General features: G+C 68.9%; 22 protein-coding genes and 1 pseudogene. 8 read left to right on the top strand and 15 right to left on the bottom strand.

All coding sequences use genetic code 11. The features are described 5' to 3' along the window. Window positions 1–3: 3 nt before the first annotated feature. Window positions 4–2,166 carry a 3-hydroxyacyl-CoA dehydrogenase NAD-binding domain-containing protein gene (locus tag AC2EBS_RS09320; RefSeq protein ID WP_484728116.1) on the top strand — a complete coding sequence of 721 codons (2,163 nt, stop codon included), beginning with the start codon at window positions 4–6 and terminating at the stop codon, window positions 2,164–2,166. Between the two features lie 121 nt (window positions 2,167–2,287). Here AC2EBS_RS09320 and AC2EBS_RS09325 read toward each other — a convergent pair whose 3' ends face one another. Both AC2EBS_RS09325 and AC2EBS_RS09330 read right to left on the bottom strand, forming a co-directional pair. After that, window positions 2,288–2,650, bottom strand: a complete 363-nt coding sequence (locus AC2EBS_RS09325; RefSeq protein WP_484728117.1) for an ankyrin repeat domain-containing protein — start codon at window positions 2,648–2,650, stop codon at window positions 2,288–2,290. Then, window positions 2,650–4,707: a diguanylate cyclase gene (locus tag AC2EBS_RS09330; protein ID WP_484728118.1), complete on the bottom strand. Its 2,058-nt coding sequence runs from the start codon at window positions 4,705–4,707 to the stop codon at window positions 2,650–2,652. The genes AC2EBS_RS09325 and AC2EBS_RS09330 overlap by 1 nt, the downstream gene beginning before the upstream one ends. A 271-nt stretch (window positions 4,708–4,978) precedes the next feature. On the opposite strand from AC2EBS_RS09330, the gene AC2EBS_RS09335 reads away from it, so the two are divergent. Together AC2EBS_RS09335 and AC2EBS_RS09340 are read left to right on the top strand one after the other, a co-directional pair. Then, the gene (locus AC2EBS_RS09335; protein WP_484728119.1) at window positions 4,979–6,127 is read left to right on the top strand and encodes an acyl-CoA dehydrogenase family protein; all 1,149 of its coding nucleotides are present in this window, start codon (window positions 4,979–4,981) and stop codon (window positions 6,125–6,127) included. Between the two features lie 139 nt (window positions 6,128–6,266). Beyond that, entirely contained in the window at window positions 6,267–7,367 is a 1,101-nt protein-coding gene (locus AC2EBS_RS09340) for a PEP-CTERM sorting domain-containing protein (protein WP_484728120.1), read from the top strand. A 32-nt stretch (window positions 7,368–7,399) separates the two neighbouring features. Here the strand turns inward: AC2EBS_RS09340 and AC2EBS_RS09345 are convergent, their stop codons facing one another. Further along, window positions 7,400–8,614, bottom strand: coding sequence for a YbfB/YjiJ family MFS transporter (locus tag AC2EBS_RS09345; RefSeq protein WP_484728121.1), 1,215 nt, complete (start codon window positions 8,612–8,614; stop codon window positions 7,400–7,402). 165 nt (window positions 8,615–8,779) lie between these two features. On the opposite strand from AC2EBS_RS09345, the gene AC2EBS_RS09350 reads away from it, so the two are divergent. Then, window positions 8,780–9,616: a M90 family metallopeptidase gene (locus tag AC2EBS_RS09350; protein ID WP_484728122.1), complete on the top strand. Its 837-nt coding sequence runs from the start codon at window positions 8,780–8,782 to the stop codon at window positions 9,614–9,616. A 21-nt stretch (window positions 9,617–9,637) separates the two neighbouring features. Here the strand turns inward: AC2EBS_RS09350 and infA are convergent, their stop codons facing one another. The 9 genes and pseudogenes from infA to AC2EBS_RS09395 form a co-directional block, all read right to left on the bottom strand. Next, window positions 9,638–9,904, bottom strand: a complete 267-nt coding sequence (gene infA, locus AC2EBS_RS09355) for a translation initiation factor IF-1 (protein ID WP_484728123.1) — start codon at window positions 9,902–9,904, stop codon at window positions 9,638–9,640. Window positions 9,905–10,016: 112 nt separating this feature from the next. Further along, window positions 10,017–10,724, bottom strand: coding sequence for a CBS domain-containing protein (locus tag AC2EBS_RS09360; RefSeq protein ID WP_484728124.1), 708 nt, complete (start codon window positions 10,722–10,724; stop codon window positions 10,017–10,019). 220 nt (window positions 10,725–10,944) lie between these two features. After that, window positions 10,945–11,403, bottom strand: a complete 459-nt coding sequence (locus AC2EBS_RS09365; RefSeq protein ID WP_484728125.1) for a hypothetical protein — start codon at window positions 11,401–11,403, stop codon at window positions 10,945–10,947. Between the two features lie 144 nt (window positions 11,404–11,547). Continuing rightward, complete coding sequence (locus AC2EBS_RS09370) at window positions 11,548–12,459, bottom strand: Rossmann-like and DUF2520 domain-containing protein (RefSeq protein ID WP_484728126.1); 912 nt, start codon at window positions 12,457–12,459, stop codon at window positions 11,548–11,550. A gap of 29 nt (window positions 12,460–12,488) precedes the next feature. Continuing rightward, the gene (locus AC2EBS_RS09375) at window positions 12,489–13,100 is read right to left on the bottom strand and encodes a hypothetical protein (protein ID WP_484728127.1); all 612 of its coding nucleotides are present in this window, start codon (window positions 13,098–13,100) and stop codon (window positions 12,489–12,491) included. A 46-nt stretch (window positions 13,101–13,146) separates the two neighbouring features. Further along, window positions 13,147–13,494 (bottom strand): FKBP-type peptidyl-prolyl cis-trans isomerase, encoded by a 348-nt coding sequence (locus tag AC2EBS_RS09380; protein ID WP_484728315.1) that lies wholly within the window; start codon window positions 13,492–13,494, stop codon window positions 13,147–13,149. Between the two features lie 30 nt (window positions 13,495–13,524). Further along, a pseudogene (locus AC2EBS_RS09385) lies at window positions 13,525–13,869 on the bottom strand (FKBP-type peptidyl-prolyl cis-trans isomerase); the annotation flags it as partial. Between the two features lie 40 nt (window positions 13,870–13,909). Then, on the bottom strand, window positions 13,910–14,803 hold the full coding sequence (gluQRS, locus tag AC2EBS_RS09390; protein WP_484728128.1) for a tRNA glutamyl-Q(34) synthetase GluQRS: 894 nt from the start codon (window positions 14,801–14,803) through the stop codon (window positions 13,910–13,912). Next, window positions 14,803–15,792: a LysR substrate-binding domain-containing protein gene (locus AC2EBS_RS09395; RefSeq protein ID WP_484728129.1), complete on the bottom strand. Its 990-nt coding sequence runs from the start codon at window positions 15,790–15,792 to the stop codon at window positions 14,803–14,805. Before AC2EBS_RS09395 ends, gluQRS begins: the two co-directional genes overlap by 1 nt. 96 nt (window positions 15,793–15,888) lie before the next feature. On the opposite strand from AC2EBS_RS09395, the gene AC2EBS_RS09400 reads away from it, so the two are divergent. Together AC2EBS_RS09400 and AC2EBS_RS09405 are read left to right on the top strand one after the other, a co-directional pair. Continuing rightward, window positions 15,889–16,611, top strand: a complete 723-nt coding sequence (locus tag AC2EBS_RS09400) for a pirin family protein (RefSeq protein ID WP_484728130.1) — start codon at window positions 15,889–15,891, stop codon at window positions 16,609–16,611. A gap of 34 nt (window positions 16,612–16,645) precedes the next feature. Beyond that, the gene (locus AC2EBS_RS09405) at window positions 16,646–17,371 is read left to right on the top strand and encodes a DUF599 domain-containing protein (RefSeq protein ID WP_484728131.1); all 726 of its coding nucleotides are present in this window, start codon (window positions 16,646–16,648) and stop codon (window positions 17,369–17,371) included. Window positions 17,372–17,377: 6 nt separating this feature from the next. Here AC2EBS_RS09405 and AC2EBS_RS09410 read toward each other — a convergent pair whose 3' ends face one another. Beyond that, window positions 17,378–17,848: an Lrp/AsnC family transcriptional regulator gene (locus AC2EBS_RS09410; protein WP_484728132.1), complete on the bottom strand. Its 471-nt coding sequence runs from the start codon at window positions 17,846–17,848 to the stop codon at window positions 17,378–17,380. Window positions 17,849–17,974: 126 nt separating this feature from the next. Here AC2EBS_RS09410 and AC2EBS_RS09415 point away from each other — a divergent pair, with 126 nt between their 5' ends. Beyond that, window positions 17,975–21,556 (top strand): indolepyruvate ferredoxin oxidoreductase family protein, encoded by a 3,582-nt coding sequence (locus AC2EBS_RS09415; RefSeq protein ID WP_484728133.1) that lies wholly within the window; start codon window positions 17,975–17,977, stop codon window positions 21,554–21,556. 45 nt (window positions 21,557–21,601) lie between these two features. Here AC2EBS_RS09415 and AC2EBS_RS09420 read toward each other — a convergent pair whose 3' ends face one another. Together AC2EBS_RS09420 and AC2EBS_RS09425 are read right to left on the bottom strand one after the other, a co-directional pair. Next, window positions 21,602–23,530, bottom strand: coding sequence for a PhoX family protein (locus tag AC2EBS_RS09420; protein WP_484728134.1), 1,929 nt, complete (start codon window positions 23,528–23,530; stop codon window positions 21,602–21,604). Between the two features lie 118 nt (window positions 23,531–23,648). Then, a complete protein-coding gene (locus AC2EBS_RS09425; RefSeq protein ID WP_484728135.1) occupies window positions 23,649–24,266 on the bottom strand; it encodes a DsbA family protein in 618 nt (205 codons plus the stop codon). Window positions 24,267–24,435: 169 nt separating this feature from the next. Here AC2EBS_RS09425 and AC2EBS_RS09430 point away from each other — a divergent pair, with 169 nt between their 5' ends. After that, window positions 24,436–25,092, top strand: coding sequence for an energy-coupling factor ABC transporter permease (locus tag AC2EBS_RS09430; protein ID WP_484728136.1), 657 nt, complete (start codon window positions 24,436–24,438; stop codon window positions 25,090–25,092). Window positions 25,093–25,102 lie beyond the last annotated feature (10 nt).

Genomic DNA, 25,102 nt, shown 5'->3' on the forward strand with positions numbered 1-25,102 from the left:
GCCATGAGCAGCAACAGCAATGCATTGAAGATCGAACGGGGTGCGGACGGCATCGTCGTCGCGACGATGGACCTGCCCGGCCACTCGATGAACGTGCTCAACGACGATCTGGCCATTCCGCTGGGCGGCCTGGCCGATCTGCTCGAGGGCGACGCCAGCGTCAGCGGCCTGATCCTCACCTCGGGCAAGAAGGACTTCCTCGCCGGCGCCGATGTGGACCGCCTGCGCCGCCTGACTGGCGCGCAGGAGGCCTTCGACGAGTCGATGCGCTTCAAGGCCTTCATGCGCCGGCTGGAGAAGTGCGGCAAGCCGGTGGTCGCGGTGATCCAGGGCATGTGCCTGGGCGGCGGCCTGGAGATTGCGATGGGCTGCCACTGGCGCATCGTCGTCGACGACGGCAAGGCCAAGCTGGGCCTGCCCGAGGTGAAGCTGGGCCTGCTGCCCGGCGGCGGCGGCACGCAGCGCCTGCCGCGCCTGGTGGGCATGCAGCAGGCCGTGCAATGGATGCTGGAAGGCACCGAGGTGCGCGCCGCGCAGGCGCTCTCGAGCGGCCTGGTCAACGAGCTGGCGCCCAGCCGCGACGAGGCGATGGCCAAGGCGCGCGCCTGGATCGCCGCCAACAAGAAGCCGGTGCAGCCCTGGGATGGCCAGAAGTTCCGCTTCCCAGGCGGCGACTCGCGCTCGCCTGCGGTAGTGCAGATGCTGGCCATTGCGCCGTCCATCGCCGCGGCCAAGAGCTGGGGCAACTACCCGGCGCTGACCCACATCATGTCCAGCGTGTTCGAGGGCGGCCTGACCGACATCGACCGCGGTCTAGAGATCGAGTCGCGCTACTTCGCCGCCTGCGCCGAGAGCCAGGCCTCGAAGAACCTGATCGGCACGCTGTGGTACCAGCTCAACGCGATCAAGAAGGGCGCTTCGCGTCCGGCCGGCGTGCCCAAGAGCGAGGTCAAGAAACTCGGCATCCTCGGCGCCGGCATGATGGGCGCGGGCATCGCCTATGTGTCGGCCAAGGCCGGTATGGACGTGGTGCTGCTCGACGTGTCGCAGGAAGCCGCCGACAAGGGCAAGGCCTACTCGAAGGACATCCTCGACAAGGCGGTGAAGAAGGGCCGCAGCACGGCCGACAAGCGCGACGCGCTGCTCGCCAAGATCACGCCCACCACCGACTACGCGCTGCTCAAGGGCTGCGACCTGGTGATCGAGGCGGTGTTCGAGGACCGCGGCATCAAGGCCGACGTCACCGCCAAGGCCGAGGCCCAGCTGGCCAGCACCGCGGTGTTCGCGTCCAACACCTCGACGCTGCCGATCACCGGCCTGGCCGAGGCCAGCGTGCGGCCCGAGAACTTCATCGGCCTGCACTTCTTCTCACCGGTGGACAAGATGCCGCTGGTGGAGATCATCGTCGGCGCCAAGACCTCGCCCGAGACGCTGGCGCGCGGTTTCGACTACGTGCTGCAGATCGCCAAGACGCCCATCGTCGTCAACGACTCGCGCGGCTTCTACACCAGCCGCGTGTTCGCCACCTATGTGATGGAAGGCATCGCGATGCTGGCCGAGGGCGTGCACCCGCGCTCCATCGAGGTGGCCGGCCTGCAGGCCGGCATGCCGATGCCGCCGCTGGCGCTGCAGGACGAGGTCAGCCTGTCGCTGGGCGTGCATGTGGCCGACCAGACCCGCAAGGACCTGGCCGCCGCCGGCATCGCCTACAAGGAGCATCCGGGCGAGCGCGTGCTGCGCCAGGTCTGCGATCTGGGCCGCGTCGGCAAGAAGGCCGGCAAGGGCTTCTACGACTACGCGGGCGGCGACAAGAGCCTGTGGCCAGGTCTGGCCGAGCTGTATCCGGTCAAGACCCACGAGCAGCCCGAGCAGCGCGAGCTGATCGATCGCATGATGTTTGCGCAGGCCAACGAGACCGCACGCTGCCTGGAGGAAGGTGTGCTGCGGTCTGTCGCCGACGCCAATATCGGCTCGATCTTCGGCTGGGGTTTCGCCCCCTTCCAGGGCGGCGCGCTGCAGTTCATCAACAGCTACGGTGTCCCAGAGTTCGTCGCCCGCTCCAGGGAACTGGCCGCGCGCTACGGCGAGCGCTTCGCGCCCGCTGCGCTGCTGGTGAAAATGGCCGAGCAGGGCGAGCGCTTCGAGGAAGGCCAGCCAGCCGCTTGAGCGAAGGCACGGCGACGAGTGCGCCGGCCGGTCGCCGCGGGCATGGAGGCGACTGCGCCCCGGTGCGCTGCTGGGCGGCGGTGAACGACCCGCCGCGGCCGATCCGCTGTCGAGCCAGCGACTAGGTGCCGCTTCGTCCAATGAAGCGGCTGAACCAATTCGGGCGCCCGGCCGCATCTCGCGTCGGGCGCGCGACGCCCAGCTCGAGCAGGCGCTCCTCGACACGCATCAGCCCTGCGCGCCTGGCAGCCTGCATCGGTGTGACACCGTCCAGCTCAGAGGGGAGGTCCGGGATCGCGCCGTGGTTCAGTAGGTACAGCGCAACCTCCTCCTGCTGAGCCAGGATGGCTGCGACCAACGGGGTCGAGAGGAACTCCGGATGGGCGTAGTTCACGTCAACCCCGCACTTCACGTGGTACTCGACGAGCGCAAGGTCACCTTCGCAGCCCGCATTGAACAGTTCCTTCCAGTCCCCGCCAGACATCAGCTTGCCCTCCCTTCCGGCACCTCGAACCCCGTGACCCGGTTGCGCCCCGCCGTCTTGGAGCGATACAGCGCCAGATCGGCGCAGGCGATCAGGGTCTCGGCGTCCGTCGAATGGATCGGGTAGGCGCAGACGCCGGCCGAGATGGTGTAGCTGATCTCCAGCTCGCCATGTCGCACGGGCATGGCTGCGGCTTCGTCGCATAGCGCCTCGGCGCGCGCATGCGCTGCCCGCGCGTCCATCTGCGGCATGGCAACGATGAACTCCTCGCCACCGTAGCGGCAGGCGATATCGCCGTCGCGGCAGCTCTGGCGCAGCAGCGCAGCCAACGCGCGGATCACGTCGTCGCCGGCCGGATGACCGTAGCTGTCGTTGATCTGCTTGAAATGGTCGATGTCGATCATGATCAGCGACAGCGGATAGCCGTCGCGCCGGGCACGCGCGAGTTCACGGGCCAGCGTCTCGTCGAGGTACCGGCGGTTGTACAGCCCGCTCAGCGCGTCGCGTATCGCCTGTTCCTGCAAGCGAGCCTGCAGCTCGCCGATCTCGTCGAGCTGACGGGCCAGCAGTTGGTTGGCCTCCTGCAGCTCGGTGCGGTGACGCTTGTGCTCGCTGATGTCGCGGGTGACGCCGTGGAAGCCGAGGATGCAGCCCGCCTCGTCGCGGAAAGGCACCGACTGCGCTTCGGCCCAGACGGTCGAGCCGTTCTTGCAGACGATCTCGAACTCGAAGCGCAGCGGGGCATCCGGCGCGCCTGGCTGGTCGGCCCGGCGCTGGGCCAACTGCTGCTGCAGGCTGCGCGCCGACTCGGGCGTCAGCATGCTCAACAGCGACTGCCCCAGCACTTCGGATGCCTCGAAGCCGCGGATGCGCTTGTCGGCCGGACTGATGTAGGTGAATCGGTACTGCGGGTCCAGCTCCCAGAACGCATCGGCCGAGTTGTCCAGCATGAAGCGATAGTGATCCTCGCTCCTGGCCAGCTGTCGATGCGCCTCTTGCTGCGCCGCGATCTCGCGCCTGAGTTGACGGCCAAGCTGGATATTGCGCAGCGCCAGCCAGCCCAGGCCCAGCATCGCCAGTCCGGCGACGACGGCGGTGGGCAGCAGCCAGGCGGGCAAGGGGCGCGGCGCGGCATGAGTGTACAGAAAGTCTGCCGGCAGCTCGCCCCTGACCTGCATGTCCAGCTCGGCATAGGTGTCGGCGATGTGCTGCCAGCGTCCGCGGTTCATGTGACCGATCTCGATCAGCTGGGCCTGCATCAGCTGGGCAGTGCGGCTGGCCTCATAGGCCAGAAACTCGCGATCCAGGCCCTGGCTGTTGTAGCGGGCAAGGATCAGCTCGATCATCTCGTCCGGATGCTTCATCGCGTAGTCCCAGCCGCGCAGCGAGGCGGCACGGAAGGCGCGAACGCGTTCCGGGTGCTGCTTCAGTTCCTGCTGGGAGGTGAAGAGGTTGTCGCCGTAAAAGTCGATGCCGGCGGCGCGCGGCGAGAACTCGATGGCCGGCAGCCCGGCTCGGCGCAGCAGATAGGCCTCGGTGGTGGAATAGGCTGACATGGCGGCGACCCTGCCATCTATGAGGTCGCCGATGCTCTGGCTATGCGGCAGGATGCGCAGCTTCTCCGGCGGCAGGCCCTCCTGGCGCAGGTAGGCCAGCAGTTCCTCGGAGTCCGCCTCGATCATCACCTCTTGGTCGGCAAGCTGATGCAGATTGCCTGCCCTGTCCTCGCGGGCCAGCAGGATCAGCGGCGAGTGCTGGAAGATCACCGCCAGCGCGACCACTGGCGCCTGCCGCCGCGCAAGCAGCAGCGCGCTGGTGCCCACCCCATACTGCGCGCGACCGCTCACCACCTCCATCACCACCTGAGTGGCTGGCGAGGCCTCCACCAGCTTCACGTCCAGCCCGGCCTCCCGGTAGTAGCCCTTTTCCAACGCGGCGTAATAGCCGGCGAACTGGAACTGGTGCCGCCACTTGAGTTGCAGCGTGACGCTTTCCAGGGCCTGGGCGGCCCCGGAGAGCAATGCGAGCAAGAACAGCAAGGCGAGAGTGCGCAACATGGCGGCGCCCGGTGCGGGCCGATTCCGATACGCCAACTTTACGGGCCGGCGCAGCCTACACCCAAAGCCCATGCAAGGCCGCGACAAAGACCAGCAGGCGGCAGCAACTGCCGCGGGTCGAGCCTCAGTCCGACAAATCGCCTGCCAGTAAAAGTACCTATTCGTTCTCATGGTTACGTTAACGTAACCTCGCTTTCTTTTTGGTGATATGAGCATGACACCGCCCTGCGCAGTTCTCGCCGCAAGAAGCACAAACTGGAGACCGCCCACCATGTCTGAGACTCAGCAAGACATCGCCCTCGTCGTCGACGCCGCGACGCGTTTCGCCAAGACCGAGATCGCCCCGAACCTGCCCGCCTGGGAAGCCGCCGGCGAGATTCCACGCGAGCTCTATCGCAAGGTGGCCGAGCTGGGCTGGCTGGGCATGGGCTATCCCGAAGCCTTCGGCGGCAGCCCCTGCAGCTGGGCGATGCGCAATGCGATGGCGATCACGCTGGCGCGCCATGGCGCCAGCGGCGGCTTGATGGCCAGCCTGTTCAGCCACAACATCGCGATGCCGCCGCTGATGCGCCACGGCAGTCCGGAGCTGCAGGCCGAGGTGCTGCCCTCGGTGCTGTCCGGCGAGAAGATTGCCGCGCTGGCGATCTCCGAGCCCGGCGGCGGCACCGATGTCTCGGCGCTGAAGACCACCGCCCGCCGCGAAGGCGACGAGTACGTCGTCGACGGCGAGAAGATCTTCATCACCTCGGGCGTGCGCGCCGACTGGATCACCGTCGCCGTGCGCACCGACCCGCAGGACAAGAGCCCGATGGGCATCTCGATGCTGATGGTGCCCGGCGATGCGAAGGGCCTGTCGCGCAGCCCGCTGAAGAAAATGGGCTGGCACTGCTCGGACACCGCGCAGCTGCGCTTCGAAGGCGTGCGCGTGCCGGCGCGCTACCTGGTGGGCCAGGAGGGCCAGGGTTTCAAGATGATCCTCACCAATTTCAATGGTGAGCGGCTGTCGATGGCGGCGCTGTCGCTGGGCTTCAGCGAGGCCTGCTACGACGAGGCGCTGGCCTGGGCGCGCCAGCGCAAGACTTTTGGTTCGCTGCTGGTGGACCACCAGGTAATCCGCCACAAGCTGATGGACATGCGCATGCGCATCGAATCCACCCGCGCCTGGCTGGACGCTGTGACGCTGCGCGCCGACACCAACGACAAGGGGGCGGAGTGGGTGGCCCAGGTCTGCCTGCTGAAGAATCACGCGACGCAGACCATGCAGTTCTGCGCCGACGCTGCCGTGCAGATCCTCGGCGGCATGGGCTTCATGCAGGGCACCGCGGCCGAGCGCATCTACCGCGAGGTGAAGGTGATGATGATCGGCGGCGGCACCGAGGAGATCATGAAGGAGCTGGCGTCGAGGCAGCTGGGGCTCTGATCCCGGTCCAGCCGCAGCGCTGCAGCAGTCACAGCTCCTGCTGAAGCAGGATCAGGGGATAGGCGCCGGGCCGCCGTCCTGCGAAGGTAGCTGCGCGAGCAGCATCCCGCTCGCGCCTGCTTGCGGAAGGACCTCGCCCATGCAACGCTGCCTACGTCTAGTCATCGCCGCCATCGTCAGCCTCACCACCGGACTGGCACTCGCCTCGCCGCTCGTCGTCACCGACCTGCGCAGTCCCTTCACGCAGACCGGCATTGCCCAGCAGGGCAGTCAGATCGCGCTTGCCAGCGGGCTGACCGGGGTGACGCTGGAGGCCGGCGTGAGCGCTCTGAGCACCAGCTTCGCCATCGGCACGCAGGGCGTGCTGGGCGCCAATGCCACCGGCGGCATCACCTTCGCCAATACCGGCAACATACTCGTCGGACCTTCGGTCCAGACGGCTTCGACCAAGAGTTTCGGCCTCGCGGCCAGCTCGGACATCGCCTTCAGCGCCGGCTTCTGGGTCGGCATCGGCAGCAGCGGCGGCTTGGTGGCGCTGGACCCAGTGCTGAATCTCGCCATCTCCGGCAGCTCGACAGGCTTGCTGGACACCCGCAGCGAGCTGGTGAACTTGAGCCTGGGCCAGGGCCAGCAACTGTTCGGCGGCAGCACGTCAATCGGGACCGCCGCGGACGGCCTCGTCGGTGTCACCACGGACGGCCGGCTGCGCTTCGTGCAGACCACCAACGGCGCCTTCGGCGCAGCTTCGGTGCTCAGCCGCGAACTCGGCTTCGTCGCCGACGGCGGCCTGGCCTTCGTGAACGGCTTCATCGTCGGCGTCAATGCCGGCGGCAGCTTGAACGCCTACGACCCCTTCCTCGATCTGCTGCTCGCCGATATTGGCCCGGCCGGACTGTTCTCCACCAGCGGCGGCCTGGAGGCCTTCGATGTCAGCGGCGGCGGGCTGGACGCGCGCTTTGTCGGCGACGATGTCTCGGGCACCCGCGGCGTGCTGGGCGTCAGCAGCGATGGCGGCCTGGCCTATGTGAGGCTGGACAGCATCGCCGCACCGGGCTCGGCCACCGACTCCGCCCGTACCGCCAGCCTGGGCCTGGATCTCGCGTCGGCACTTGCCCTCAACTCGCGCACCCTGGTCACCGCATTCGGCACGGACGTGCAAGAGGTGCCTGAGCCAGCGACGCCCGCCCTGGCGCTGGCAGCGGGCCTGGCGGCGCTGGCCTTGCGGCGGCGCGCGCATTGAACGCTTGCCTGCGCCGGCCACCATTCATCGACTCAAGCCGATGCAGGCGCCTCCTCCCGCAGCAGCCACACCAGCAGCCCCGCCCCGATCCCCAGCACCACCGCAGTGAGCCATAACGCTCCGGTGTAGCTCCCACTGGCCTGCGCCATCGCGCCGGCCAGCGCCGGCGCGCTGACCTGGGCGGCGCCATAGCTCAGCGTGAGGCGCGCCATCGCCTTGCCGGGGTTAGCCGGCGAACGGCGGCCGACCAGCGCGAGCGTCAGGCTGACGATGCCGATGAAGGTGGCACCGTAGAGCAGCGCGCCGGCCAGCGCAGCAGCCAGGCCTTGCGACCAGGCGGGCAGCAGCACCGAGACCAGCTGCAGCAGCATGGCCAGCAGCAGCGCCTGGATATCGCCGATGCGCCGCGCGACGAAGTCCCAGAGGAACACCGCCGGCGTCGCCGCCAGGCCGACCAGCAGCCACGCCCACGGGCCCTGGCCGGCCAGCAGCGGCTGGCGCTCGACGATGGCCACGGTGAAGGTGGCGCTGATGACGAATCCCCAGCCGGCGCAGAAGTACATCGCCATCATCTGCAGGATCCAGCGTCGTGCCGGCAGCACCGCCGCGGCGCCGGCCTGCGCCGCGGGCGCGGGCGGCACCGGCGGGCGCCAGGCCCAGGCGGGGATCAGCGCCAGCGCGCCGATGGCGACGAAGCCCCACCAGTGGCCGCGCCAGTCCAGCTCCAGCCGGTCCATCGCCATCGCGCCCAGCGCCGAGACAACGATGCCCAGCCCCAGGCCGGTGAAGTACAGCCCCAGCTCCGGCCGGCGGCCATGGCGCATCAGCCAGCCCAGTACCAGGCCGGAGCCCAGCAGCATGCCGGCCGCGCCCGAGAGCCCGCCCAGATAGCGCGACAACGCCCACAGCCAGACATTGCTGCTCAGCGCCATCAGCGCGGTGCTTGCCAGGCCCACGATCAGCCCGGCGCTGTAGAGGCGCCGTCGCCACAGCGGGCTTTCCAGCCAGGCGGCGAGCAGCGCGCCGCTCATATAGCCCAGGTAGTTGGTCGCAGCCAGCCAGCCGGCCGCCAGGTCGGACAGGCCGGCCTGCGCCTGCATCAGCGGCAGCAGCGGCGTGTAGGCAAAGCGCGCCACGCCGATGGCCAGCACCAGCGCGAGCACGCCGCCGCTGATCACCTGCCAGGCCTGCAAGGGGCGGGCGTCGGCAGAGACTGTCGGCGATTGTTCCTGGCCTGCGCTGTTCATGCCCCACAGCGTAGCCGGCAGCGGCCACGGCAGCCTGACAGCCGTGCGCAGGGCATACCCTGAGTGCGCGCTGCGCGCCCTTGAATTGACGCCGGCCCGGCCCATCTGACACTGCATCGAGTTCAGCCCCGCATGCGATGCGGGCAGGAAAGAAGCAAGGTCTCCATGCAAGACGCGGCCCTCACCTTTGTCATCGCGCTGGCGCTGGGCCTGCTCGCCTGGTTCGTCGGCGAACCCTGGTGGCGGCGCCGGCGCCGTGCGCAGCTGCAGGCCCTGCCCTTTCCGCCGCAGTGGCGGCGCATCCTGCGCCAGCGCGTGCCGCTGGTGGCGCGGCTGCCGGCCGCTCAGCAGCTGCGGCTGAAGCAGCTGATGCGTGTGTTCCTGGCCGAGAAACCCATCCTTGGCTGCGCGGGCATGGAGATCAGCGACGAGGTGCGCGTCACCATCGCCGCACAGGCCTGCCTGCCGCTGCTGGGCGATGCGCGCGGCTTCTACCCGAAGCTGCGCCAGGTGCTGGTCTATCCGGGACCCTTCGTCGTCGACCGGCCGGCGCCGGGGCCCGCGGGCGTGCAGATGGAGCAACGCCGCCTGCTCACCGGCGAGTCATGGAGCCAGGGTCAGGTCTTGCTGTCCTGGCCGGATGTGCTGGAGGGCGCGGCCGATCCGGGCGACGGCCACAACGTGGTGATCCACGAGTTCGCGCACCAGCTGGACCAGGTGAAGGGCCATGCCAATGGTGCGCCGCCGCTGCGCGACCGCGCGGCGTATGCGCGCTGGTCGACGGTGATGCAGCAGGGGTTTGACGAGTTGCGCGCGCGCGCCGCCTGGAGCGAGAGCGGCAGCGGCCTGCTCAGCGACTACGGCGCCACCGATCCGGCGGAGTTCTTCGCGGTGGTCAGCGAGGTGTTCTTCGAGCGGCCGCGCGAGCTGGCCGCCGAACATCCGGCGCTCTATGCCGAGCTGGCCCGTTTCTATCGTCTGGAGCCGCTGGCCTGGCAATAAGCCTGGCCGCGGCGTCACCGCTCAGCGGCGGTACTGGGGACGCGGAGCGGAAGGCTGGTCGCCGCGGCGCTCGATGTGGCGGAAGGTGATGCGGCCCTTGCTCAGGTCGTAGGGCGACATTTCCAGCGAGACCTTGTCACCCGCGAGGATGCGGATGTGGTTCTTCTTCATCTTGCCCGAGGTGTAGGCCACCAGCTGGTGACCGTTCTCCAGCGTGACGCGGAAGCGCGTGTCCGGCAGCACTTCGTCCACCTGGCCTTGCATCTCGATCAGTTCTTCCTTGGCCATGGTGGATCTCCTTATCCGGTGGGGCAAAACAAAATCCCGCCGCAGCGCAAACGACGCTGCGGCGGGATGGGGTGAATTCTAACCGATGGCCCGTTTCGGCGCTCGCGGCGGGCTAGGACCAGAGGTCCAGCGGGCCCTCGCGGGTGAGCGCACGCAGCAGGTCGGTGCGCGAGAGAAAGCCGATCAGGCGCTCGTCGTCGTCCGACAGCACCGGCAGCCCCGGCAACTGCAGCTCCAGCATCAGCTGCGCGGCCTCGCGCGGCGACGAGTCGGCATGCGCTGCCGGCACCGGTGACCACATCAGCTCGGCCACCGGATGCGCCAGCCGTGCGCTCCAGGCAAAGGCGCTGGGCAGGTCGGCCGGCAGGTCTTCGTCGCGCATCAGGGCCGAGCGGCCGATCAGACCGACCAGCTGCCCCTGCTCGCCCAGCACCGGCGCCTGGCCGATGCCGGCCTGTGCCAGCACGCCCCAAGCCTCGCGCAGCGTGGCGCCCACCGGCACGGTGATCAGCTTGCGGCTCATCAGCTCGCCGACATGGGCCAGCTGATGGCGCTGCGCCGCCGCCGTGCCCTGCTGCTGTGTCTGTGCATAGGCGGCCAGTGCCTGGCGCGGACCGCCCTCGCCGATGAGCCCGCCCCCAGCCTGGCGGCCTGCACCCTCGCCCAGCATGGCAATCACATCGCCGGGCTGGCGCTGCTCCTCGCGGGCCACCGGCGTGACAGCACGGGTGCGCAGCACCGCCTTGACCTCGGCCAGATCGCGCACCTGCTCCAACGGCCCGCTGTAGAGCCGCCCCTGAAGACCGTAGACCGTGAACATGCCTGCCTCGTCGACTGGTTGCCTGATGGACGGACGGGCGGGCTTTTCCTGCCTTGCTGTTCGCCCGCGCGCCCGCAGCTGGTGGGCGGTGCATAAAGCATCGCACAGCATCCCGAGGGGACACAACGCGGGTTTCACGAGCCTGACCCCTGCGACGGCGGGCCATGGGCGCGAGCCGGCGAGGACTGCCGTGCCTGGCGCAAGGCGAGCCAACAGATGCTCAGCTTCGGGGCTGGGCCAGCCGGGCCGCGATGATCTGCGCTGCCTCCTGCTCGTTGAAGCAGTCCTGCGACTCCAACCCCAGCTTGTGCAGGATGCCGTGCCAGATCGGCAGCATCAGCGAACGCGCCTCGACATCGGCTTCGGCCGTCCACAGATGCAGCGTGTGTGGCGGCAGCTGCAGCGCCGCGCGTTCCATCAGCGCGCCAAAGACCTGCAGCCCATCGGGCGAAGTCAGCATGCTGCCGCTCCACACCGTGTGAATCACGCGCAGCCGCTCGTCCACCCACTCGTCGCGGTGCACGTCCCACATCCTTGCGTAGGCGCGCATGAACTCCGCATTGAAGGGGCCGCGCGCCCGACAGATCACCACCGGCCCTTCCCGCCAGGCGCGCAGCTCGCCATGGGGCGGGAAATGGGAATCGGCATGGCGGGCCACCTCATCCGTTCCGGTCGCCATGGGATCCTGATCTGTACTGCTGTCACTCACGCCGCGCCTTCTCAGTCGTCGCCCTGCAATCATCGCGCCAACGCCGCGGCTTGTCTTGACTGGCGACACTAAGAACCGTCGATTGCGCAGTCGGAACGAAGCAAGCAGCGGCGGCTATGCCTTGCCCGGCCCGGCCGGCTCGGCGGCCAGCAAGGTCGTCAGTCGCTGCAGCGCCGGCTCGTCCAGCCTGCCGCTGGCCCGCGCCAGTTCCATCTGCCGGCGCGACAGCTCGCGGTAGAAACCGCCATGCGCACCACCCAGCGCGTCGAAGGCTTGCAGATGCCGTGCCACGACGCCGGCATCGCCGCGAGAGATCGGTCCGGCCAGCGCCTGCGCCAGGCCTTTGGCTTCGGCAGCATCCAGCGTGCCGCGCGCCAGCGGCAGCAACGAGCGCAGCGCCTGCTCGCGGGGCAGGCCGATGGCTTGCCAGACCTGCGCGGCCTCGTCGAGCATGGAAAGCAGAAAGCTGGCCGCGAAACTGGCTGCGCCGTGATAGGCCGCGCGCGTGCCGGCCTGCAGCGTCAAGGGCTGCAGCCCGAGCAGCGCGGCCAGCGCGTGCAACTCGTCGGACAGCGCTGGCCCGGCCTCGATGGCCACGGTGCTGCCCGCCAGCAGCGCGAGCGCGCGCTCCGGGTCGGAGAAGATCTGCAGCGGGTGAAAGCCGCCGATTTGCGCGCCCTGCGCCGCTGCCGGCGCAAGCGCCTCGATCTCGGTGGCACCGCTGCAATGCACCACACGCTGCCCCTGGCGCCACCGCAATGCGGCCGCGGTCGGCGCGATGGCGTCGTCCGGCACGGTCAGGAAGACCAGCTCGGCAGACGCGGCCGCATCTTCCACCGTCGAGGCGGCGCAAGCGGGCAGCTGTGCTGCCAGCGCCTGCGCAGCCGCGACGGAGCGGCTGGCAACCGCGCGCACGGCCACGCCCTTGCCGGCAAGCGCACGCGCCAGGGTGCATCCCAGACGGCCGGCACCGATGAAGGCCACGCTGGGCAGCGCGGCCACGGAGAGTGAGGCGGCTTCGTTCATGCTCGATCGCGACGGATGCTCGTGAAGGGTCAGGTCTTGTCAGCGGCCACCGGCTGGTCCAGCGCGGCCAACGCGGCGCGCAGCTTCTGCAGCTCGCCGCGGTAGGACTGGGCATCGCCGTAATCGACGAAGCCGGCGTAATAGGGGTGCGCCTGCATCACGCGGCGCGCATGCTTGATCGGGCACCAGTACTGCTCGGTGCGCGCGAACACCTCGCGCAGATAGGCAACCAGCCCGTTGCCGTAGGAGCAGTAGGCGCAGTTCAACTTCTCGACCAGGTTCAGATAGCCCAGGTGGCTGCGGTCGAAGACCAGGTAGTCGCGCCGACGCACGCAGGGGATGCGATAGAGCGGAAAGCAGCTCCACTGGTAGAGCGTGACGGCCAAGTCCAGCAACAGCATCGGAACGAACACCGCATAGATGATGGGCGCGGTGATGACGTTGCGCAGCTCGGCCTCGCCCAGATAGCGCCACAGGCCGGTCTTGAAGCGGCGCTGCTGCTCCAGGACTTCGGCCTCGAAGCGCACGCGGCGCTGCTCGAAGTCGGCATGCAGCTCGGCCCGGCGGCGCTGCAGCTCGCGCTCAAGCTCCTCCTCGATCTGGGCAATGCGCGCCAGCAACTCGGCAATCGTCGCGTTCATCGCGCTCCCCCACCTGGTGTCGAATGGGGGGAGCTTAGCCGCTGGCTCAGACCGCGAGCAGCTCGACCTCGAACAGCAGCACCGCATGCGGCGGGATCACGCCGCCAGCACCATAGGCGCCATAGCCCAGCTCGGGCGGGATCACCAGCATGCGCGTGCCGCCGACCTTCATGCCGGCCACGCCCTCGTCCCAGCCCTGGATGACCTCGCCGCCGCCCAGGCGGAAGCGGAAGGGATCGCGGCGGTCCTTGCTGGAATCGAACTTCTTGCCGCGCTGGCCGTCCTTGTAGAGCCAGCCGGTGTAGTGCACGGTGACGCGCTGGCCGGCCTTGGCTTCGGCACCGGAGCCTTCCACCGTGTCCTCGTACTTCAGGCCGCTGGCGGTCTCCTGCAGGTTCAGGTGGATGGTCTCGGGGCCGCCGGAAACGCCCAGCAGCTTGACCTCGAACATCAGCGTCGCATTGGGCGGGATCACGCCGCCGGCGCCGCGTGCGCCATAGCCCAGCTGCGGCGGGATCACCAGCACGCGCGTGCCGCCGACCTTCATGCCCTGCACGCCTTCGTCCCAGCCCCGGATCACCATGCCGCCGTCGAGCTCGAAATCGAAGGGCTCGCCGCGGTCCAGGCTGGAGTCGAACTTGGCGCCTTTCTGGCCGTCCTTGTAGAGCCAGCCGGTGTAGTGCACCGAGACATCCTGGCCCGACTTGGCCTCGGGGCCGTCGCCAACGACGGTGTCTTCGTACTGCAGGCCGCTTTGCGTGGTGTTCATGAGGGGCATCCTTGTATGAGCGATGGCCGGCATCATGCCATCAAGCACCGCCGAATCGACCGCGCCAGGCCTGCACGCCCTCGGCCAGCACGTCGGTCAGCGAGCCGGCCTGCAGGCGCAGGCCCAGCACCGCCGCCGCCTGGCGGATCGCATGCAGCGGATCGCTCAGGTCCAGCGCCGCGGCACCGTTCTGCTTGGACAGCTTCTCGCCATTGGCGCCCAGCACCAGCGGCGTGTGCAGATACTGCGGCGTCGGCAGCGCCAGCAGCTGCTGCAGGCGGATCTGCCGCGGCGTGTTGTCGGCCAGGTCCTCGCCGCGCACGATGTGCGTGACGCCCTGCGCGGCATCGTCCACGACCACGGCGAGCTGGTAGGCCCACAGCCCGTCGGCGCGCTTGAGCACGAAGTCGCCCACCGCGGCGTCAAGCTGCTGGCGCTGCGCGCCCAGGCGCCGGTCGCTCCAGTCGATGAAGAGCGGCTGTCGGCCCTCGCGGTCCGCCGTGCTGAGCAGGCGCCAGGCGCGCGGCTCGCGACCCTGCGTTCCACGTCTGCAGGTGCCGGGATAGACCAGCTCGCCATGGCGCTGCTGCATCAGCCCCTGCGCGGCCTGCGCCTGCGCGATCTCCTTGCGCGAACAGGCGCAGCCATAGACCCAGCCGTCGCGCTGCAGCCGCGCCAGCGCCTGCGCGTAGAGCTCGCCGCGCTGCGATTGCCAGACCGGCGGCGCATCGGGCAGCAGGCCCACGGCAGCCAGCTGCTGCAGGATCAGCGCATCCGCACCGGCGATGCAGCGCGGCGCGTCCACATCCTCGATGCGCACCAGCCACCGCCCGCCATGCGCGCGAGCATCCAGCCAGCTGGCCAGCGCCGCCACCAGCGAGCCTGCATGCAGCGGGCCGGTGGGCGATGGCGCGAAGCGTCCGATGTAGGCCATCAGAGCAGCAGGCCTTCGTGCTGCTGCAACAGGGCCTGGCGCGTCGCCGGGCTCTTGAGCTGCTGCAGCCACCAGGCCAGTGCCCTGGCCGGCGGCTGGCCGGTGTTGCGCCAGGCATAGTGCAGCGGGAAAACGCGACGCTGCTGGAAGGTGGTCTTCACCACCAGGCGACCAGCCTCGACATGACGGCGCAGCATCGCCGAAGGCAGCGAGCCGCAGCCCAGGCCGCGCATGATGGCCTCGAGCTTGGCCGCCATCGTCGGCACCGTCAGCACCTCCTGCCCTGGCACCACGCCCACCGTCACCGGCGCGAGGCTGCGCGCGGTGTCGGCGACGGCGACGATGCGATGCCGCGCCAGCTCGGCGGCGGACAACGGCTCGGCGGCCTGGGCGAGCGGATGATGCGGCGCGATGCAGAACAGCATCTCCATCTCGCCCATCAGCTCGGTATGCACCGACGCCCCCGGGGCCTGCGGCGAGGTACCGATGGCCAGGTCGGCCTGGCCGGACATCAGCGCCTCCCAGGTGCCGGCCAGCACCTCCACGCGCAGCTTCAGCCGCGTGGGCGGCCCAATCGCGGCTTGCGCGGAATCATCCACCGGCAGCTGGTAGAAGGCCTCCATCAGATCGAAGATCGCGCGCTTGGCCAGCGCATCGTCCACCGCAAGGGTCAGCTCGCTCTCCCAGCCGGTGGCGATGCGGCGCACCCGATTGGCCACCGCGTCCAGCTCCTGCAGCAGGCGCCGGCCCTCGTGCAGCAGTTCCTGGCCGGCGGCGGTGAGCACCGCCTGGCGCGAGCTGCGATCGAAAAGCAGCACGTCCAGCGCCTCCTCGAGCTGACGCACGCTGTAGGTCAGCGCCGACGGCACCTTGCCCATCTCGCGCGCCGCAGCGGCAAAGCTGCCGGCGCGGGCGATGCAGTCCATCATCGCCAGCGCCTCGGGCGTCAGCACGCGGCGGCGGTCGCCCTGCTTGTCGGTGTAAGCCATGAGCTTCATCTTATTTGAACGCCGGCTTCAAGCCGGCCTCATGCCGCCCGCGCGCCACCCGGCCTAAAGTGCAGTGATCCCACCGGAGACACCGCCATGCTCGAACTGATCAAGTCCTGCGACCGCGGCTATGCCGACCACGGCTGGCTCAAGTCCTTCCACAGCTTTTCCTTCGCCGACTATTACGACCCCAAGCGCATGGGTTTCGGCGCGCTGCGCGTGATCAACGAGGACCGCATCGCACCGGGCAGCGGCTTCGGCACCCACGGCCACCGCGACATGGAGATCGTCAGCTACGTGCTCGCCGGCGAGCTCGCGCATCAGGACAGCATGGGCAACGGCAAGCCCGGCGGTGCCCATGCCGGCGTGATCCGGCCGGGTGAGGTGCAGCGCATGAGCGCCGGCACCGGCGTGATGCACAGCGAATACAACAATGCACCGGGCCAGCAGACGCACTTCCTGCAGATCTGGATCCAGCCGCGCGAGCGCGGCATCCCGCCCAGCTATGAGCAGAAGCGCTTCGACGATGCCGAGAAGCGCGGCCAGCTGCGTCTGGTCGCCTCGCCCGACGGCGAGCAGGGCTCGGTGCGCATCCACGCCGACGCCTGGCTCTACGCCGGCCTGTTCGACGGCGGCGAAACTGCCGTGCTGCCGCTGGCACCCGCCCACCGGAGCTACGTGCACCTGGTGCGCGGCGCGCTGACCGTCAACGGCCAGCGCCTGGCCAGCGGCGACGCGCTGCAGCTCAGCGGCGAGACGCGCGTGGAGCTCAGCGCCGGCGAGGATGCCGAGGTGCTGGTCTTCGACCTCGCCGCCTGAGACGACGCCCCCCGACGGGCCTAGACTCCAGGCCATGGAAAACTTGCTGAGCGTCCTGGCCCTCCTGCCCTGGCTCGACTGGGCGGCCCTGCTGGTCTTCTTCGCGGCCTGGATCGGCTATGCGCAGTTCGCGCGCCGCAATGCGGTCAGCCGCGGCTCGCTGCTCGCGGCCACCAACCGCGAGCGCCATCGCTGGATGCTGCAGGTCACCTACCGCGACGTCAGGGTGGTCGACGGCGTGGTGGTGCAGAGCCTGTCGACCAGCCCGTCCTTCTTTGCCTCGACCACCATCCTGATCATCGGCGGTCTGCTGGCGGTGCTGGGCGCCAGCGACCAGGCCAGCGAGCTGGTGCGCGAGATTCCCTTCGCTGCCCGCACCTCGACGCTGGTATTCGATCTCAAGCTGATCCTGCTGGCCGGCATCTTCGTCTACGCCTTCTTCCGCTTCACCTGGAGCATGCGCCAGTACACCTTCGGCGCGCTGCTGGTCGCGGCGGCGCCGGGGCACGACCGCTTTGCCGAGGACCCGAGCCTGTCGCGCGAGGCCTTCGCCGACCGCGCCGGCAAGGTGGTCGCACTCGCCGCCGAAACCTTCAACGACGGGCTGCGCGCCTACTACATGTCCTTCGCCGCCATCGCCTGGTTCTTCGCGCCCTGGGCGATGATGCTGGCCACGCTGGGCGTGATCTACATCCTCTACCAGCGCGAGTTCCACTCCGACGTACTGGCCGTGCTGCAGGACGACGGCCCGGTCCGGTGAGCCGGCTCAGCCCACCGGCAGCGCCGTCTCGTACTTGACCTCGCGCAGCACCACATTGCTGCGCACGCTGGCCACGCCGGGCACCTTGAAGACCCGGCTCTGCAGGAACTGGTCGTAGGCCTTCATATCGGGCACCACGACCTTGATCACATAGTCGGCTTCGCCGGTGATCGCATGGCATTCGATGATCTGCGGGCTGGTCTGCACCAGCTGTTCGAACTGCTCCACCGCGCCCTCGCTGTGCCGCACCAGGCTGACATTGGCGAGCACGCAGATGTTCAGGCCCAGCTTCTCGCGGTCCACCAGCGCGACATGGCGGCGGATCACGCCGCTGTCCTCCAGCTCCTTGATGCGCCGCCACACCGGCGTGGCCGACAGGCCGACCTTGTCGGCCAGCGCCTGGGTGGACTGACGGCCATCGGCCTGCAGGGCCTCGAGAATCAGCCTCGTGGCCCGATCGAAACGTTCATTTTCCATAATGACCATCCTTGAGCGTGATTCTCTCAAAACACCCTGACTTTGCGAGCAGTCAGGCAAGAAACTCTCCCGCCCAGGGCCAAAAATCCGGCAGCCATTTCCGCTTGACCTGAGTCAGGAGCCGCCATGTCCGCCGCCATAGCCCATCCCGCCCGCACCGACGCCGCAGCGCTGCGCGACTACAAGCTGTCGGACAACCTCGGCGCCAAGAGTGGCGCCGTGTTCATGACCGGCACGCAGGCCCTGGTGCGCCTGCTGCTGGCCCAGAAGGCTCTGGACGAGCAGGCCGGACTGAACACTGCCGGCTTCGTCAGCGGCTACCGCGGCAGCCCGCTGGGCATGGTGGACCAGCAGCTGTGGAAGGCCAGGAAGTTCCTGGACGCGGCGCAGATCAACTTCCTGCCCGCGATCAACGAGGACCTGGCTGCCACCGCCTGCCTGGGCGTGCAGCGCGTCGCGCTGGACCCCAAGCGCACGGTCGATGGCGTGTTTGCGATGTGGTACGGCAAGGGCCCCGGCGTGGACCGCTCGGGCGATGCGCTCAAGCACGGCAATGTCTATGGCACGGCGCCGCAGGGCGGCGTGCTGGTGGTCTGCGGCGACGACCACGGTTGCGTCTCGTCCAGCACGCCGCACCAGAGCGACCTGGCGCTGCAGGCCTGGAGCATGCCCATCGTGCATCCGGCCAATGTGGCCGAGTACCTGGAGTTCGGTCTCTATGGCTGGGCGCTCTCCCGCTTCTCCGGTGCCTGGGTGGGTTTCAAGGCGATCTCCGAGGTGGTCGAGTCCGGCATGACGGTGGACCTGGACAGCGTGCCGCTGGACTTCGAGCATCCGGTGGACTATCAAGCCCCGACCCATCTGCACATCCGGAGCGTCGACCTGCCTTCACTGGAGCTGGAGTCTCGCCTGGCCCACAAGCTCGACGCCGTGCTGGCCTTCGCCAAGCTGAACTCCATCGACAAGCACATCGTCACCAGCCCGCGCGCCAGCTTGGGCATCGTCACCGTCGGCAAGGCGCATTACGACTTCATGGAGGTGCTGCGCCGCCTGGACCTGGATCCCAATGCGCTGGCCGCTGCCGGCGTGCGCGTCTACAAGGTGGGCCTGGTCTTCCCGCTGGAGCCCACGCGCATCCGCGAATTCGCGCAGGGTCTGACCGATCTGCTGGTGATCGAGGAGAAGGCGCCGGTGGTGGAGCGCCAGATCAAGGAGCTGCTCTACCACCTGCCCGACGCGCAGCGTCCGCGCGTGGTCGGCAAGAGCGATGAACACGGCGCACCGGTGCTGTCGGCGCTCGGCGAGCTGCGCCCCTCGCGCATCATGTCCACCGTCGCCGACTGGCTGGCGCGGCTGAACCCCGCACTGGACCGCCGCCATCTGGTGGTGGACTTCCTCACCCCCTGCCTGCTGTCCAACGAGGCCGACGGCGTGCGCCGCCAGCCCTACTTCTGCTCGGGCTGCCCGCACAACACCTCGACCAAGCTGCCCGAGGGCTCGCGCGCGCTGGCCGGCATCGGCTGCCACTTCATGGCCAGCTGGATGGAGCGCGGCACTTCGGGCCTGATCCAGATGGGCGCCGAGGGCGTGGACTGGGCCGCGCACAGCCGCTTCACCACCGAGAAGCATGTGTTCCAGAACCTCGGCGACGGCACCTACTACCACTCCGGTTACCTGGCCATACGCCAGGCCATCGCGGCCAAGGCCAACATCACCTACAAGATCCTTTACAACGATGCAGTGGCGATGACCGGCGGCCAGCCGGTGGACGGCAAGACCAGCGTGCCGCAGATCGCGCGCCAGGTGGAGGCCGAGGGCGTGAAGCGCCTGGCTGTGGTGTCCGACGAGATCGGCAAATGGGCCGACCATCACGGCCTCTTCCCCGCCAACACGACTTTCCATGACCGCAGCGAGCTCGACGCCGTGCAGCGCGAGCTTCGCGAGATCGAGGGCGTAACGGTGCTGATCTACGACCAGACCTGCGCGGCCGAAAAGCGCCGCCGCCGCAAGAAGGGCGAGTTCCCCGACCCGCCCAAGCGCCTGTTCATCAACGAGGCGGTCTGCGAGGGCTGCGGCGATTGCGGCCAGGCCAGCAACTGCCTGTCAGTGGTGCCGGTGGAGACCGACTGGGGCCGCAAGCGCAGCATCGAGCAGAGCAGCTGCAACAAGGATTTCAGCTGCGTCAACGGCTTCTGCCCCAGCTTCGTCTCGGTGCATGGCGCCAAGCTGAAGAAGAAGGTCGGCTCGGGCTTCACGCAGCAGGACCTGGCGCGCGAAATCGCCGCGCTGCCCGCGCCCGCCGCCTGGAACTGGACGGGGCCCTTCGACCTGCTGGTCACCGGCGTGGGCGGCACCGGCGTCGTCACCGTGGGCGCGCTGGTCGCGATGGCTGCGCACCTGGAGCACAAGCAGGCCTCGGTGCTGGACTTCATGGGCTTCGCGCAGAAAGGCGGCTCGGTGCTGAGCTTCGTGCGCCTGGCGCCGACGCCGGATCTGCTCAACCAGGTACGCATCGACACCCAGCAGGCCGATGTGCTGCTGGCCTGCGATATGGTGGTCGGCGCCAGCCCCGATGCGCTGGGCACGGTCAAGCCCGGCCGCACCGTGATCCTGGCCAACACGCATGAGCTGCCCACGGCGTCCTTCGTGCGCAACCCCGACGCCAGCCTGCACAGCCCCTCGCTGCTGGCGAAGATGCAGCATGCAGTCGGTGGCGACCTGTCGCTGCTCTCGACCATCGATGCGCAGGCCATCGCGACCGAGCTGATGGGCGACTCCATGCCCAGCAATATCGTCATGCTCGGCGCCTGCTGGCAGCGCGGCCTGGTGCCGCTGAGCGAGGCAGCACTGATGCGCGCGATCGAGCTCAACGGCGTGGCAGTGGAAGGCAACAAGACCGCCTTCGCGCTGGGCCGGCTGGCGATCGCCGCGCCCGAGGCGCTGAAGCGCCTGGCCGGCACTGAGGTGCAAAAGGTCAACTTCCTGCCCAGTTTCGACCGCCTCGACGGGCCTGAGGGCCTGATTGCCCGCCGCATGGCCTTCCTCACCGACTACCAGGACGCCGCTTACGCGCAGCGTTATCAGCGCCTGGTCGAGCGTGTGCGCGCCGCCGAAGCTGCGCTTGGCGAAGCCGGCAAAGCCGAGCGCCTCACCAAGGCCGTGGCGCGTTACTACGCCAAGCTGCTGGCCATCAAGGACGAATGGGAAGTCGCCCGCCTCTACACCGACGGCAAGTTCGAGGCCGCGCTAAAGGCGCAGTTCGAGGACTGGGAGCGCCTCTCCTTCCACATGGCCCCGCCGCTGCTGGCCAAACCCGGCGCCGATGGCCGCGTGAAGAAGATCGAGATGGGCTCATGGACCTTCAAGGCCTTGAAGGCCATGGCCCGCCTCAAGGGGCTGCGCGGCACGGCGCTCGACATCTTCGGCAAGACCGAGGAGCGCCGCATGGAGCGCCAGCTGATCAAGGACTACGAAGCGCTGCTCGACGAGCTGCTCGCTCAGCTGTCCGCCGACAAGCTCGACATCGCGGTGCAGCTCGCCCGCCTGCCCGAGAAGATCCGCGGCTACGGCCATGTGAAGTTGGCCAATGTGGTGACGGTGCGCGCGCAGTGGAAGGATCTGCTGGACCGCTTCCATGGCCGCGCAGTGGCCACGGCAGCGGCGCAGCCAGTCACCGTGCGGCGGATCAAGAGCGTGGCCGAGCTCTGACCTCCGAGCCCGCGGCGCCTTGCCGCGCCGCGTCCCACTGCCCCCTCAGGTTCCGACGAGGCCGCCGTCCGCCTTGCGGATCACCACGGTGGCGGAACGCGGGCGGGCGCCAAGGCGCTTGTCGGGCCAGTTGGAGTAGCGATCCGGCTGGGCCGGGTCGCTGCGCTCGCTGGGGCTCTCGCCCGGGTGCTGGATGTTGACGAACATGCTGCGGCCGTCCGGCGTCATCGTGGCACCGGTCACCTCGCAACCTACCGGTCCGGTCAGGAAGCGGCGCACCTCGCCGGTCTGCGGGTCGGCGGCCAGCATCTGGTTCTGACCCATCACGGCCAGCTCGCCCTTGCCCATCGCCGAGGTGGACATATCGGTCTGTATCCACAACACACCGCGGCCGTCCACCCACAGGCCATCGGGGCAGGCGAAGGTGTCGCCCTTCACATTGCCCTTGGCCTCGGCGCGCTCGTTGAAGGGATCGCCAGCGAGCACGAAGTGGTTCCACTGGAAGGCCAGGCCGTCATGGTCGCCGTCTTCCTTCCAGCGGATGATGTGGCCCATGCTGTTGTTGGCGCGCGGGTTGGCGGCGTCCACGCCCGGCTGGTCCTTGCCGCCGCGATTGCTGTTGTTGGTCAGCGTGCAATAGACCCAGCCCTGCGCATCGACGGCAATCCACTCGGGGCGGTCCATCTTGGTGCCGCCGAGCAAATCGCTGGCCTGGCGCGACTTGATCAGCAGCTCGCCCTGGTCGGCAAAGCCGTTGGCGGCGTTGAGCGGCCCCTGGCCATGCACCAGCGGCAGCCAGCGGCCACGGCCGTCGGCATCGAAGCGGGCCACATAGAGCGTGCCGTGGTCCAGCAGTTCACGGTTGGCGGCAGCGCCGCCGGGCTTGACCGCATCGCGGCTGACGAACTTGTAGATGTACTCGAAGCGCGCGTCCTCGCCCATATAGACCACCGCACGGCGGTCGCGCGTCAGCGCCACCGTGGCGCCTTCGTGCGCGGCACGGCCCAGCGCGGTGCGCTTGACGGGCGTGCTGCTGGGGTTCATCGGGTCGATCTCGACCACCCAGCCGAAGCGGTTGGGTTCGTGCGGATGCTTGCTGGCGTCGAAGCGCGGGTCATGCTCATGCCAGCGGTAGCCCACCGGATCGCCCTTGCGCAGGCCCCAGCGGGCCTCGTGCGCATTGGGTGCATCAGGCCCCTTGAAGTAGAAGATGAAGTTCTCTTCGCAGGTCAGGTAGGTGCCCCAGGGCGTGATGCCGCTACCGCAGTTGTTCAGCGTACCCAGCACGCGGCGGCCGCTGGCATCGGCGGCGGTCTTCATCAGCGCGTGGCCGGCGGCCGGGCCGCTGAGCACCATAGGCGTGCTGGCGGTGATGCGCCGCGCCCAGGGCGAGGGCAGCACCACTTCCCAGCGCCCGGCCTTCTCTGCCACCTCGCAGATGCTGACGCCATGGGCGGCCTGCGCCTTGCGCACCTTCTCGGCCGACCACTGGGCCGTGCCATCGCGGTGCAGCAGCCCGTCATCCACGTACTCGTGGTTCATCACCAGCAGGCCGCTCTTCGAGCCCTCGATGGGGAAGTAGTGGATGCCGTCATGGTGCATGCCGAACTGCGCCAGCTGCTCGGCGGCGCTGTTGCTGCCGTCCGGCTTGAAGGCCGGCGTCTCGCCGGACAGGCCGACCGGGTCGCCCCAGGCAGCGATCACCTGGCTCACGTAGCCGGGCGGCACGGTCACGGTATCGGCATTGCTGATCGGAATGCTGCTGAAGCCCAGCAAGGGGCCGCTGCGGCTCGCGGCAGTGCCGACGCCGCTGCTGGCGCATCCGCTCAGCGCACCCAGGCCGGCGAGCGGCGCCAGGAAGGCTGCCGCCGCGGTGCCGCGCAGGAAGCTGCGGCGCGCGGGCTCGCTGATGTCATGGATGCTGGGATTGGAGGAGCGATTGCTGTCCTCCATCGAGGAGAAGTCCTTGGCCATGGCGAATGCTGCGTCGAGGAGTTGGAGTGAACACCAGGAGGCGCAAGCTTCCCCCTTCTCTATGACAAGCCGGTGACAGCTTGGGAACTGCCGCGGCAGCGCTAGGGCGCGTCCCGGCTCAGAGGCCCTTGAAGGGGCCGCTGCTCAGCCACTGCTCGATCTGCGCCTGACGGTCGTTTCCCCAGAAGGGCTCGCCATCGACGATGAAGAACGGCGCGCCGAACACGCCGGCAGCAATGGCCTGCTCGTTGACCGCCTTCAGGCGCTCTTTCCACTGCGGATCCTGCCAGGCCGCTTCGGCGACGTCGGCATCGAGCCCGCTCTCGGCGGCCAGGGCCTTGAGCTGCACCGGGTCGTCCAGTTGCACGCCGCGCGTGAAGTAGGCGCGCAGTCCGGCATGCGCCCAGGCGATGGCGCGCTGCGGGTCCTGCGCATCCAGCCACCAGAACACGCGTGCGGCGTTCTGCGTCGCGATGGGGAAGCGCTCGGGCTGCCTGTAGGGCACGCCGGCAAAACGGGCGGAGCGCGCGAAATCGCGCGCCATGTAGTCGCGCTTGATCGGATAGCTCATCGGCGGCTTGAGTTCGGCCGCCTGAAAGGTGGCGCCGAGCAGGATCGCGTGCCACTGCACGCGGCGGCCGTGGCGCGCGGCGACGGCCTCGATCCATTCGGATGCGATGTAGGAATACGGCGACGAGAAGTCGAAGTAGAAGTGAACGGGCGCACGCAGATTCATGGTGATGCAAGACTAGCCCAGGCCGCGCCCCACGCCAGCCCTGTGAAACCCGCAAGCAAACAGCACCGGAGCGCTTGCGCAAATCGCTGCATGCCGCCGTTGCCCGCTTGATGATCCGCAACTGCGGCGCTGCAGACGCAGGCAAGATGCGGGGCCTGAGATCCATCCGGTGAATGTCCGCGTGCCGATGAACGAGCTGCCACTGTTGGAATTGTTGATGGCTGGCGCGGCCAGCGTGCTGGCACTCGCCTTGCGCCCCTGGCAGATGCTGCGCGCGCCGGCGCTGCGCAGCCCCTGGCTGGCCGCACTGGTGCTGCTGCCGCTGGCGTGGAGCGCGCAGCGCGCGCTGCCCGGCGGTCTGCTGCTTCAGCTCTCCGGCGCGGCGCTGCTGGTGCTGATGTTCGGCTGGCCGCTGGCGATGCTCACATTGCTGCCCGTCGCCGCGACCGGCGCCTGGCTCGCCGGCGAATCCTGGCAACAGGCGGTGCAGCAGCTGGCCTGGAACGGCGTGCTGCCCGGCACGCTGGCCTTGCTGATGGGCCTGGCCACGCGGCGCCTGCTGCCGCAGCACCTGATGGTCTACATCCTCGGCCGCGGCTTCCTCGCCACGCTGCTGGCGATGAGCCTGGCCGGCTGGGCCGCCGCGCTGTGGCAACCGCTGCCGCCGGGCGGCGAGCTGGGCCTGCTGATGGTGGGCCGCTGGCTGATCGCCTGGGGCGATGCGGTGCTGACCGGCATGCTGTGCTCGATCTTCGTCGCCTTCAGGCCCGAGTGGCTGGCCACCTACTCGGACCGGCGCTACCTGCCACCTCGGCCGCAGGCCTGAGCGCGCGAAG

This window comes from Roseateles sp. T103 (genome assembly GCF_057219915.1).

What these genes read in the sequence shown, in the direction of transcription:
- AC2EBS_RS09320 (WP_484728116.1), top strand. Translation starts at nt 4, where the DNA reads ATGAGCAGCAACAGCAATGCATTGAAGATCGAACGGGGTGCGGACGGC.
- AC2EBS_RS09395 (WP_484728129.1), bottom strand. Translation starts at nt 15,792, where the DNA reads ATGGCTTACACCGACAAGCAGGGCGACCGCCGCCGCGTGCTGACGCCC.
- AC2EBS_RS09360 (WP_484728124.1), bottom strand. Translation starts at nt 10,724, where the DNA reads ATGTTCACGGTCTACGGTCTTCAGGGGCGGCTCTACAGCGGGCCGTTG.
- AC2EBS_RS09340 (WP_484728120.1), top strand. Translation starts at nt 6,267, where the DNA reads ATGCAACGCTGCCTACGTCTAGTCATCGCCGCCATCGTCAGCCTCACC.
- AC2EBS_RS09325 (WP_484728117.1), bottom strand. Translation starts at nt 2,650, where the DNA reads ATGTCTGGCGGGGACTGGAAGGAACTGTTCAATGCGGGCTGCGAAGGT.
- AC2EBS_RS09365 (WP_484728125.1), bottom strand. Translation starts at nt 11,403, where the DNA reads ATGGCGACCGGAACGGATGAGGTGGCCCGCCATGCCGATTCCCATTTC.
- AC2EBS_RS09425 (WP_484728135.1), bottom strand. Translation starts at nt 24,266, where the DNA reads ATGAATCTGCGTGCGCCCGTTCACTTCTACTTCGACTTCTCGTCGCCG.
- AC2EBS_RS09400 (WP_484728130.1), top strand. Translation starts at nt 15,889, where the DNA reads ATGCTCGAACTGATCAAGTCCTGCGACCGCGGCTATGCCGACCACGGC.
- infA (WP_484728123.1), bottom strand. Translation starts at nt 9,904, where the DNA reads ATGGCCAAGGAAGAACTGATCGAGATGCAAGGCCAGGTGGACGAAGTG.
- AC2EBS_RS09410 (WP_484728132.1), bottom strand. Translation starts at nt 17,848, where the DNA reads ATGGAAAATGAACGTTTCGATCGGGCCACGAGGCTGATTCTCGAGGCC.
- AC2EBS_RS09345 (WP_484728121.1), bottom strand. Translation starts at nt 8,614, where the DNA reads ATGAACAGCGCAGGCCAGGAACAATCGCCGACAGTCTCTGCCGACGCC.
- AC2EBS_RS09330 (WP_484728118.1), bottom strand. Translation starts at nt 4,707, where the DNA reads ATGTTGCGCACTCTCGCCTTGCTGTTCTTGCTCGCATTGCTCTCCGGG.
- AC2EBS_RS09350 (WP_484728122.1), top strand. Translation starts at nt 8,780, where the DNA reads ATGCAAGACGCGGCCCTCACCTTTGTCATCGCGCTGGCGCTGGGCCTG.
- AC2EBS_RS09405 (WP_484728131.1), top strand. Translation starts at nt 16,646, where the DNA reads ATGGAAAACTTGCTGAGCGTCCTGGCCCTCCTGCCCTGGCTCGACTGG.
- AC2EBS_RS09370 (WP_484728126.1), bottom strand. Translation starts at nt 12,459, where the DNA reads ATGAACGAAGCCGCCTCACTCTCCGTGGCCGCGCTGCCCAGCGTGGCC.
- AC2EBS_RS09415 (WP_484728133.1), top strand. Translation starts at nt 17,975, where the DNA reads ATGTCCGCCGCCATAGCCCATCCCGCCCGCACCGACGCCGCAGCGCTG.
- AC2EBS_RS09375 (WP_484728127.1), bottom strand. Translation starts at nt 13,100, where the DNA reads ATGAACGCGACGATTGCCGAGTTGCTGGCGCGCATTGCCCAGATCGAG.
- AC2EBS_RS09420 (WP_484728134.1), bottom strand. Translation starts at nt 23,530, where the DNA reads ATGGCCAAGGACTTCTCCTCGATGGAGGACAGCAATCGCTCCTCCAAT.
- AC2EBS_RS09335 (WP_484728119.1), top strand. Translation starts at nt 4,979, where the DNA reads ATGTCTGAGACTCAGCAAGACATCGCCCTCGTCGTCGACGCCGCGACG.
- gluQRS (WP_484728128.1), bottom strand. Translation starts at nt 14,803, where the DNA reads ATGGCCTACATCGGACGCTTCGCGCCATCGCCCACCGGCCCGCTGCAT.